The organism is Chthonobacter albigriseus (genome assembly GCF_013839445.1).
GTDB classification, from domain to species: Bacteria; Pseudomonadota; Alphaproteobacteria; order Rhizobiales; family Pleomorphomonadaceae; genus Chthonobacter; species Chthonobacter albigriseus.
The window spans coordinates 252,747-261,789 of record NZ_JACDIT010000006.1 but is presented as its reverse complement, the minus strand read 5'-3'; the positions used below and the strand labels follow the sequence as shown (position 1 = coordinate 261,789).

11 protein-coding genes and 1 pseudogene are annotated in these 9,043 nt (G+C 69.0%); 1 reads left to right on the top strand and 11 read right to left on the bottom strand.

Annotated elements, in window-relative coordinates:
- Positions 1–539, bottom strand: a pseudogene (locus HZ321_RS16645) (hypothetical protein); the annotation flags it as partial.
- 448 nt (positions 540–987) lie between these two features.
- On the opposite strand from HZ321_RS16645, the gene HZ321_RS16640 reads away from it, so the two are divergent.
- Positions 988–1,476 carry an NUDIX hydrolase gene (locus HZ321_RS16640; protein WP_342343865.1) on the top strand — a complete coding sequence of 163 codons (489 nt, stop codon included), beginning with the start codon at positions 988–990 and terminating at the stop codon, positions 1,474–1,476.
- Here HZ321_RS16640 and cysK read toward each other — a convergent pair.
- The 10 genes from cysK to hisB all read right to left on the bottom strand — a co-directional run bounded on the left by cysK (position 1,440) and on the right by hisB (position 9,035).
- On the bottom strand, positions 1,440–2,405 hold the full coding sequence (gene cysK, locus HZ321_RS16635; protein WP_181703508.1) for a cysteine synthase A: 966 nt from the start codon (positions 2,403–2,405) through the stop codon (positions 1,440–1,442). The two genes, HZ321_RS16640 and cysK, sit on opposite strands and share 37 nt — an antisense overlap.
- 165 nt (positions 2,406–2,570) lie before the next feature.
- Positions 2,571–3,026 carry a dUTP diphosphatase gene (dut, locus tag HZ321_RS16630; RefSeq protein ID WP_181703507.1) on the bottom strand — a complete coding sequence of 152 codons (456 nt, stop codon included), beginning with the start codon at positions 3,024–3,026 and terminating at the stop codon, positions 2,571–2,573.
- Entirely contained in the window at positions 3,023–4,246 is a 1,224-nt protein-coding gene (coaBC, locus tag HZ321_RS16625) for a bifunctional phosphopantothenoylcysteine decarboxylase/phosphopantothenate--cysteine ligase CoaBC (RefSeq protein ID WP_181703506.1), read from the bottom strand. The genes dut and coaBC overlap by 4 nt, the downstream gene beginning before the upstream one ends.
- Before the next feature lie 69 nt (positions 4,247–4,315).
- Positions 4,316–5,269 (bottom strand): type I pantothenate kinase, encoded by a 954-nt coding sequence (coaA, locus tag HZ321_RS16620; protein ID WP_194304048.1) that lies wholly within the window; start codon positions 5,267–5,269, stop codon positions 4,316–4,318.
- Positions 5,270–5,389: 120 nt separating this feature from the next.
- Entirely contained in the window at positions 5,390–5,713 is a 324-nt protein-coding gene (locus HZ321_RS16615) for a phosphoribosyl-ATP diphosphatase (protein ID WP_181703504.1), read from the bottom strand.
- A 2-nt stretch (positions 5,714–5,715) separates the two neighbouring features.
- A complete protein-coding gene (gene hisF / locus HZ321_RS16610) occupies positions 5,716–6,492 on the bottom strand; it encodes an imidazole glycerol phosphate synthase subunit HisF (RefSeq protein ID WP_181703503.1) in 777 nt (258 codons plus the stop codon).
- A 68-nt stretch (positions 6,493–6,560) separates the two neighbouring features.
- Positions 6,561–7,298: a 1-(5-phosphoribosyl)-5-[(5-phosphoribosylamino)methylideneamino]imidazole-4-carboxamide isomerase gene (hisA, locus tag HZ321_RS16605; RefSeq protein ID WP_181703502.1), complete on the bottom strand. Its 738-nt coding sequence runs from the start codon at positions 7,296–7,298 to the stop codon at positions 6,561–6,563.
- A gap of 5 nt (positions 7,299–7,303) precedes the next feature.
- On the bottom strand, positions 7,304–7,954 hold the full coding sequence (gene hisH / locus HZ321_RS16600; protein WP_181703501.1) for an imidazole glycerol phosphate synthase subunit HisH: 651 nt from the start codon (positions 7,952–7,954) through the stop codon (positions 7,304–7,306).
- Positions 7,954–8,436, bottom strand: coding sequence for a DUF2628 domain-containing protein (locus tag HZ321_RS16595; protein WP_181703500.1), 483 nt, complete (start codon positions 8,434–8,436; stop codon positions 7,954–7,956). The genes hisH and HZ321_RS16595 overlap by 1 nt, the downstream gene beginning before the upstream one ends.
- Positions 8,437–8,441: 5 nt before the next feature.
- A complete protein-coding gene (gene hisB, locus HZ321_RS16590) occupies positions 8,442–9,035 on the bottom strand; it encodes an imidazoleglycerol-phosphate dehydratase HisB (protein WP_181703499.1) in 594 nt (197 codons plus the stop codon).
- Positions 9,036–9,043: the final 8 nt, after the last annotated feature.

Here is a 9,043-nt window from a genome sequence, read left to right as displayed (position 1 = left end):
AGATCCACCGTCCCGGCGGTCACCGCCGAGCCGAGCACCACCCGGTCGGCGCCCGTGCCGCCGGTCACCGTCTCAACGTTCAGGACCGTCGCCGTGCCGCCCGTCACCAGCGTCAGCTGGTCGGAGCCCGCGCCGAGATCGATCACCGCGTTGGAGAGGGTGTTGGCCAGCCACACCTGGTCGGAGCCGGTGCCGCCCGTCACGCTCTCGATGTTGACCACCGAGAGGGTGTTGGCCGCCACCGAGGCGAGGACCAGGCGGTCCGTGCCGCCAGCAAGATCGATGCTCCCAGAGGTCATCGCAGACCCGAGGGTGACCAGTTCGGTGAGGCTGCTGCCGACGATCGTCTCCACACCGGTCGCGGTCATGGTCGCGCCTGCGGTGGTGGAGAGGATGTCGGATCCGCCTCCCAGATTGATGGTCGCGCCCGTGATGCCCGTGCCCAGCGTGATCGCGTCATCGCCGGTGCCGCTGGTGAGGGACGTGACGTTGTCAATCGTCGCCGTCACCGGGCTGTTGCCGAAAGAGAATGTGGCCACGGGCTCTTCCTCCACGGAGGGGCGCGCAAGCCCGACGACCTTCCTGGTCGTCAGAAGCCGATCCTTCGGCATTGCCCCACCTATACGTCGTGACAGACTAGGCGAGCCGGCTTTAAGGCTGAGTTAATGGACCAGGATCGTTTCGTAACCGATCACGCAGCGGTATCCAGCCGTTTTTTCGGCTGGCATGACGATGAGGAAGGTCTTTCCTGCCCGATTCATACCTGACGAAGCCGCAGCAAACGTTGCGATTCCGTTATAAAATCAGCAAGGTTAACGCGGGAGCCGGCATAGTTTGGCGCCCATCGTATCGATGCTGCAACGACATGCGACCTGGCCGGTTGATTTCCGGCATTCCGTCGCTTGCCATCGCCCGAACGAGGCCGGAGGATCGCTAGGGATGACCGATTCGGGGCTTGCCGGAGCGATCGCCCGGAGATCGAGCCGAGTGGCCAAAGCGCACAAACAGTCAGGGTTCGAGCAGGTTGCGGCGCTGCCCTGGCGGCGCGTCGAGCGAGGAATCCACGTCCTGCTGGTGACGACGCGGGAGACCGGCCGATGGATCGTGCCTCGGGGCTGGCCCATCAAAGGTCTCAGCGCGGCCGGAGCAGCGGAGACCGAGGCGTTCGAGGAGGCGGGCGTGAGCGGGCGGATCGGCAAGAAGCCGGTCGGCAGCTACACCTACGAGAAGCGCTTTCCGAAACGGACGGCAGAGGTGACCGTGTCGGTCTACCCGCTGGAGGTGACCAAGGAGCGGACAGACTGGCCGGAGAAAGGGCAGCGCGAAACCCACTGGGTCAGCGCGCAGGCCGCGGCCCTGGCCGTGTCCGACCAGGGCCTGGCGGAGATCATCCGGGCCTTCGCGGCCCGGTTCGAGCCGCCCGAAAGCCCTGCGACCGATCAGGCCAGCCCTTCGAAGAGCGCGGTGGAGAGGTAGCGCTCGGCGAAGGAGGGGATGATGATGACGATGGTCTTGCCGGCCATTTCGGGACGCTTGCCGACCTTGACCGCGGCCGCCACCGCTCCGCCCGAAGAGATGCCGACCGGGATGCCTTCCAGGCGCGCCACCAGGCGGGCGGTTTCAAGCGCCTCGTCGGAGGAGACCTGAACGACCTCGTCGTAGATCTTGGTGTTCAGCACACCCGGGACGAAGCCGGCGCCGATGCCCTGGATCTTGTGCGGTCCGGGGTTGCCGCCGGACAGAACCGGGCTTTCCACCGGCTCGACGGCGACGATGCGAACACCCGGCTTGCGGGCCTTCAGGACCTCGCCGACGCCGGTGATGGTGCCGCCAGTGCCGATGCCGGAGATCACCACGTCGACGCCGCCGTCGGTGTCGTTCCAGATCTCCTCGGCGGTGGTGCGGCGGTGGATCTCCGGGTTGGCCGGGTTCTGGAACTGCTGCGGAATGATGGCGTTCGGAATGGTCTGGACCAGTTCCTCCGCCTTGGCGATGGCGCCCTTCATGCCCTTCGGCGCCTCGGTGAGCTCCAGTTCGGCGCCGAGGAGCTTCAGCATCTTGCGCCGCTCGATCGACATGGACTCCGGCATCACCAGGATCAGGCGGTAGCCCTTGGCGGCGGCGACGAAGGCGAGCGCGATGCCGGTGTTGCCGGACGTCGGCTCGACGAGCGTGGTCTCGCCGGGCCGGATGCGGCCCTCCGCTTCAAGCGCCTCGATCATGGCAACGCCGATGCGGTCCTTGACGGAGGCGATGGGGTTGAAGAACTCCAGCTTGGCGACCAGCTTGGCCTCCACGCCCTTGTCGCGGGCCACCTTGTCGAGGCGGACGAGCGGGGTGTCGCCGATGGTCTCGGTGATGGAGTTGTAGATCTTGCCGCGGCCGCGGCGGGTCGTGTCAGCCATCTCGTCATCCTCGGCGTTGTCCGGCTCCGACGGCTTCGGAGCCTGTTGAATTTCCTGCCCAAATCTAGCGGAGGCGGTGTTGCCGCGCGAGGGACGGGCCTCCGCGTGCTTGCGGCCTTCCGCACTTTCATTCTCTGGCGAACCCTGTCTCAGGAACGCCATTCCTCAACCGGTCAGCCCGGTGGAGCCGAACCCTCCGGCGCCGCGATCGGTCTCGTCGAGATCGTCGACCTCGACGAGGGTCGCGCGGACGACGGGCGCGATCACCATTTGGGCGATCCGATCGCCCCGCGCAATGACCACGGGCTCGGTCCCGAAGTTGACCAGGATCACCTTGATCTCGCCCCGGTAGTCCTCGTCGATCGTGCCGGGGGCATTGAGGACGGTGACGCCGGCCCGCGCGGCGAGGCCGGACCGGGGCCGGACCTGCGCCTCATGTCCCGGCGGCAGGGCGACGGCGATGCCGGTCGGCACCAGGGCCCGCCCGAGCGGGGGCAAGGCGAGAGGCGCTTCAACAGCGGCCATCAGGTCGAGTCCGGCCGCGCCAAGGCTCTGGTAGGAGGGCAGCGGCAAGCCGGCGGCGTTCGGCAGCTGGAGGACGCGAACGATGGCGGCGGTCATGGACGTCCTCCGGCGAGCCGTTCTGCGAAGAGAGCTACGAGGCGCTCGGCCACCGCCTCCTTGGCGAGCTTCGGCCAGCGCGTGACGCCGGCGCGGTCGATGACGATCACGGTGTTCTCCGTGCCGCCCATCACGCCGGTCCCGGGCGAGACATCGTTGGCGACAATGAGGTCGGCGTTCTTGCGGGTGAGCTTGCCCCGGGCATTCGCCTCCACGTCGTCCGTTTCGGCGGCGAAACCGACGACCAGGGTCGGGCGGGCCGCGCCGAGATGGCCGACGGTCTTCAGGATGTCCGGATTCTCCGTGAGGGCGAGCGCCGGCGGCGTGCCGCTGCCGTCCTTCTTGATCTTGCGGTCGGCGGCGTCGGCGGTGCGCCAGTCGGCGACGGCGGCGGCAAGAACGGCGATGTCCGCCGGGAGGGCGGCTTCGACGGCGGCGAGCATCTGCCGCGCGGTCTCGACACGCACGACGCGGACGCCGGGCGGGTGGGGCAGCGATACCGGGCCGGAGACGAGCACCACGTCCGCGCCAGCGCGGGCGGCGGCGGCGGCGATGGCGTGGCCCTGGCGACCGGAGGAGCGGTTGGCGATGTAGCGGACGGGATCGATCGGCTCGTGGGTCGGGCCGGAGGTGACGACCATGCGTCGGCCGGCGAGCGGCTTCGGAGCGGCGGCAGCCTGGAAGAAACGCTCCACCTCGGCGACGATCTCAAGCGGCTCGGGCAGGCGGCCGACGCCCTCCTCGCCGCGTTCGGCCATACGCCCCGCCGCCGGCTCGACCACGGTGGCGCCGTCGGCCTTCAGGCGGGCAACATTGCGGACGGTGGCCGGGTGGGACCACATGCGCGGGTTCATCGCCGGGCAGACCATGACCGGGGCGGTGGTGGCGAGCAGGCAGGTGGAGGCGAGATCGTTCGCGAGGCCGTTCGCCATCTTGGCGAGGAGATCGGCGGTGGCGGGCGCGACGAGAACCAGGTCGGCCTCGCGGGAGAGGCGGATGTGGCCGATCTCGTGCTCGTCGGTGAGGTCGAAGAGGTCGGTGTGGACGCGTTCCTCGGTGAGCGTGCCGACGGACAGCGGGGTGACGAACTCGGCGCCGGCCTTGGTGAGGATGGCGCGAACGGTCGCGCCGCGCTCCTTCAGCCGGCGGATCAGGTCGAGCACCTTGTAGGCGGCGATGCCGCCGCCGATGATCAGGAGGATGCGTTTCTTTTCAAGCATGCGCCAGGTCCGGGCCGTTCGGGGCGGACCGTAGCGCGAAGCGGATCGCTGCGCAAAGCGATTGGCGGATCAAAGTTTCCGCAGCATCACGGTCTCGATGGAGTGGACCGCGCTCTTCCTGAGGATCAGGTCGGCGCGCGGGCGGGTGGGCAGGATGTTCTCCTTTAGATTGGGGAGATTGATCCTGTCCCAAAGGCCGTTGGCGGTGGCGACGGCTTCCGCCTCGGTGATCTCCGAATAGCGCTGGAAGTAGGAGCGCGGGTCGCGGAAAGCGGTGTCGCGCAGGCGCATGAAGCGCTCCACGTACCAGCGGCGGAGATCGTCCTCCTCCGCGTCGATGTAGATGGAGAAGTCGAAGAAGTCGGAAACGAACGGTACCGCCTTGCCGTCGCGCGGAAGGCGGCTGGTCTGAAGGACGTTGAGGCCCTCCAGGATGAGGATGTCGGGCCGGTCGATGGTGATGCTCTCGCCCGGCACCACGTCGTAGACGAGGTGGCTGTAGACCGGCGCGCTGACCTTGTCCTTGCCCGCCTTGATGTCGGAGAGGAAGGCGAGCAGCGACGGCAGGTCGTAGCTTTCCGGGAAGCCCTTGCGCTCCATCAGCCCCTCGGCCTTCAGCACGGCGTTGGGCAGCAGGAAGCCGTCGGTGGTCACCAGGGTGACGTTCGGGCTCGCCGGCCAGCGGCGAAGCATGGTCTGCAGGATGCGGGCGGTGGTGGACTTGCCGACGGCGACCGAGCCGGCGATGCCGATGACGTAGGGCATCTTGGCGTCGGAGTGGCCGAGGAAGCGGCGTGTCGCCTGGTGCAGGCCCTGGGTGGCCTCGACGTAGAGGGAGAGAAGGCGGGAGAGCGGGAGGTAGATGTCCTCCACCTCCTCCAGCGAGACCGGATCGTTGAGAGATCGAAGACGGATGACGTCCTCGATCGTCAGCGTCATCGGCGTTCCCTGGCGCAGATGAGCCCATTCGGCCCGCGAGAAGACCTGGTAGGGGGAGAAGGCGTTCCTGGCGATCTGGTCCATGTGTCTCACCTCATCCGCCTTTTCGGCGCGGATGGCGGTCGGCACTCGGGACCTAGGCGGTCGGGCGAGCCGATCGTCGACTTCCGGCGACGTCTAGCACGAAACAGTTACCGGACCGTCCTAGTCTTTCGGCCGTGCGGCCTTTTCGTCCAGGCCCGAACGGCCGGTGCGGCGGGCAAGTTCCTCAAGAACGTCGTCGAGCGTCACACCGGAAAGGGCGAGCACGACGAGGAGATGGTAGAGGAGGTCCGCCGTCTCCGACGTAACGGCCGCCCGGTCGCCGGAAAGGCTGGCGATGACGGTCTCCACGGCCTCCTCGCCGAGCTTCTGGGCGGCCTTGGGCATACCCCTGGCGGCGAGCTTGCGGGTGTAGGAGGTGTCGTCGCCGGAGGCGAGGCGCTCGGCGATCACCGCCTCCAGGTCGGCCAGGGAAAAGGCGGTCATGGTCAGCCGTCCAGGCGCATGGGGATGCCGGCGGCCGCCATGTGGGCCTTGGCCTCGCCGATCGCATAGGTACCGAAGTGGAAGATCGAGGCGGCGAGGACCGCCGTCGCGTGCCCCTCGCGCACGCCGTCGACGAGATGGTCGAGGGTGCCGACGCCGCCGGAGGCGATCACGGGCACGGTGACGGCGTCTGCGACGGCGCGGGTCAGCGGGATGTCGAAGCCGGCCTTGGTGCCGTCGCGGTCCATGGAGGTGAGCAGCAGCTCGCCGGCGCCGAGGGCGACGACCTCGCGGGCGTAGTCGATCACGTCGATGCCGGTGGGCTTGCGGCCGCCGTGGGTGAAGATCTCCCAGCGGAGCGGCTCGCCGTCGGCGGAGACCTTCTTGGCGTCGATGGCGACGACGATGCACTGGTCGCCGAACTTGTCGGCGGCGCGGCCGACAAAGGCGCGGTCGGTGACGGCGGCGGTGTTGATGGAGACCTTGTCGGCGCCGGCCAGAAGCAGGGCGCGGATATCCTCGACGGTGCGCACGCCGCCGCCGACGGTGACCGGCATGAAGCAGCGCTCGGCGGTGCGGCGGACCACGTCGAGGATGGTGCCGCGGTTCTCGTGGCTGGCGGTGATGTCGAGGAAGCAGAGCTCGTCGGCGCCCGCGGCGTCATAGGCCGCGGCGGACTCCACGGGGTCGCCGGCGTCGATCAGGTCGACGAAGTTGACGCCCTTGACGACGCGGCCGTCCTTGACGTCCAGACAGGGGATCACGCGGGCCTTGAGCATCGTTGTTAGTGCCGGGTCGGTGGGTTTCGGATCGGCGTTCTACAAGGGAAGGGCCGCGGACGCCAGCCTCACGCCGCGGCGGCGATTCGGGCGAGCGCTTCGCTCGGGTCCAGGCGTCCGTCATAGAGGGCGCGGCCGGTGATGGCGCCGTCGAGGATGCGGGCGTCTGGCTCCAGCATGCGGTCGATATCGTCCATCGAGGCGAGCCCGCCCGAGGCGATGACAGGGATCGACACGGCACGGGCGAGGTCGAGGGTCGCCTCCATGTTGAGGCCCTTCAGGATGCCGTCGCGGTCGATGTCGGTGTAGACGATGGCGGCGACGCCAGCGTCCTCGAACTTGCGGGCGAGATCGACGGCGGAAAGCTCGGCGGTTTCGGCCCAGCCTTCTACGGCGACCTTGCCGCCGCGGGCGTCGATGCCGACGACGATGCGGCCAGGATGGGCGGCGGCGGCCTCGCGGACCAGCGCGGGATCGCGGAGGGCCACGGTGCCGAGGATGACGCGGGCGATGCCCTTCGCCAGCCAGCCCTCGATGGCCGCCCGGTCGCGGATGCCCCCGCCGAGCTGGACCTTCATCGCCGGGGTGACGCGGGCGAGGATGGCCTCCACCGCCGCGCCGTTGATGCTGGCGCCGGCGAAGGCGCCGTTGAGGTCCACCACGTGAAGCCAGGGGAAACCGAGATCACGGAAGGCGGCGGCCTGGGCGGCCGGATCCTTGTTGTAGACGGTGGCCTCGTCCATGTCGCCGAGCTTCAGGCGCACGGCCTCGCCGTCCTTCAGGTCGATGGCCGGATAGAGGATCATGGCCGTCACGGTCTCCAGGCGAGGAAGTTGGCGATCAGGGCGAGCCCGAGAGTCTGGCTCTTCTCCGGGTGGAACTGGGTGCCCACCAGGTTGTCGCGGGCGACGATGGCGGTGACCGGCCCGCCGTAGTCGGTGGTGGCGAGCACGTGGTCCGGGTTGTCGGCGACGAGGTGGTAGGAGTGCACGAAATAGGCGTGCAGGCCGCCCTCCCCCGTGGCGATGCCGGACAGAACGGGATGGTCGCGGCGGACCGATAGCGTGTTCCAGCCCATGTGCGGGATCTTCAGGGCGGGGTCGGACGGGGTGATCAGGCGCACCTCGCCCGGGATCCAGCCGAGCCCTTCGGTGACGGTCTTCTCGCGGCCGCGGCTCGCCATCAGCTGGGTGCCGACGCAGATGCCGAGAAAGGGCCGGCCGCGGCGGATCACGGTCTCCTCCAGGGCGGCGACCATGCCGTCCACCGCGTCGAGGCCGGCGCGGCAGTCGGCGAAGGCGCCAACGCCGGGGAGAACCACGTGGTCGGCAGCGCGCACGACGTCGGGGTCGGACGTCACGTCGACCGTGCCGGCATAGCCGCTCTCGGCGGCGGCGCGCTCGAAGGCCTTGGCGGCCGAGCGCAAGTTGCCGGAGCCGTAGTCGATGATGGCAACGGACATCAGCGGCCCTCCCGGTCGGGGAAGAGGCCGATCACGCCGGACGGGGTCGCGCGGACGGACGGGACGGCGCGGCCTGCGGGCGGCGGGGGTGCGTCGGAGGCTGCCTGATCGTGGAACCAGCCGTCGAAGAAGCGGCGCTCGGCGCTTTCGCGGCCGCTGCCCTCCACGACGGCGACCAGCGGCAGGCCGCGGCGTTCCAACACCCAGCGGCGCATGGCGTTGGCCTCCAGCGCGAACCAGAGGGAAAAGGCGATCGCGACCACGGTGGCGATCGTCTCACCGGCGACGAAGTCGATCCCCTGGATGACGCCGAGCGCGAGAACGTAGCCGAGGAGCGGCAGCCACATGCGGTGCCAGAGCAGCCAGACGAAGGGGATGAACAGCGCCGGCCAGGCGAAGCCTTCCTTGACGAAGCGGACGGATTCGGCCGCCTCGGCCGACCGGTCGCGGCCAGCGGGGGCGTGCACGGTGTAGATGGTCATCGGTGTCAGCCTTCCAGCACGCCCTTGGTGGACGGAACCCGCCCGGCCTGGCGCTCGTCGATCGCGACGGCCGCCCGGAGCGCCCGGGCGAGCGCCTTGAAACAGCTCTCGGCCACGTGGTGGTCATTGGAGCCGTACAGCGTCTCAACGTGCAAGGTGATGCCGGCGTTCATGGCGAAAGCGCGGAACCACTCCTCCACGAGCTGGGTGTCGAAGGTGCCGATCTTCGGCGTGGCGAAGGCGGCGCGGAAGACCAGGAAAGGGCGGCCGGACACGTCGATCGCGCAGCGGGTGAGCGCCTCGTCCATCGGAAGGTGCACGTCGGCATAGCGGGTGATGCCGCGCTTGTCGCCGAGGGCCTGGCGGACGGCCTGGCCGAGCGCGATTCCGACGTCCTCCACCGTGTGGTGGTCGTCGATGTGGAGGTCGCCCTTCGCCTTGACGTGGAGGTCGATCAGGCCGTGCCGGGCCACCTGCGTCAGCATGTGGTCGAAGAAGCCGACGCCGGTGGAGATGTCGGCGACACCGCTGCCGTCGAGGTCGACGGTCACGGTGATCTCGGTCTCGCTCGTCGCGCGCGACAGGCTGGCGGTCCGCATGGGTCAGA

Excerpts from the sequence above, each read along its gene's own strand:
- cysK (WP_181703508.1), bottom strand. The coding sequence starts at position 2,405 with ATGGCTGACACGACCCGCCGCGGCCGCGGCAAGATCTACAACTCCATC.
- dut (WP_181703507.1), bottom strand. The coding sequence starts at position 3,026 with ATGACCGCCGCCATCGTTCGCGTCCTCCAGCTGCCGAACGCCGCCGGC.
- coaBC (WP_181703506.1), bottom strand. The coding sequence starts at position 4,246 with ATGCTTGAAAAGAAACGCATCCTCCTGATCATCGGCGGCGGCATCGCC.
- coaA (WP_194304048.1), bottom strand. The coding sequence starts at position 5,269 with ATGGACCAGATCGCCAGGAACGCCTTCTCCCCCTACCAGGTCTTCTCG.
- HZ321_RS16615 (WP_181703504.1), bottom strand. The coding sequence starts at position 5,713 with ATGACCGCCTTTTCCCTGGCCGACCTGGAGGCGGTGATCGCCGAGCGC.
- hisF (WP_181703503.1), bottom strand. The coding sequence starts at position 6,492 with ATGCTCAAGGCCCGCGTGATCCCCTGTCTGGACGTCAAGGACGGCCGC.
- hisA (WP_181703502.1), bottom strand. The coding sequence starts at position 7,298 with ATGATCCTCTATCCGGCCATCGACCTGAAGGACGGCGAGGCCGTGCGC.
- hisH (WP_181703501.1), bottom strand. The coding sequence starts at position 7,954 with ATGTCCGTTGCCATCATCGACTACGGCTCCGGCAACTTGCGCTCGGCC.
- HZ321_RS16595 (WP_181703500.1), bottom strand. The coding sequence starts at position 8,436 with ATGACCATCTACACCGTGCACGCCCCCGCTGGCCGCGACCGGTCGGCC.
- hisB (WP_181703499.1), bottom strand. The coding sequence starts at position 9,035 with ATGCGGACCGCCAGCCTGTCGCGCGCGACGAGCGAGACCGAGATCACC.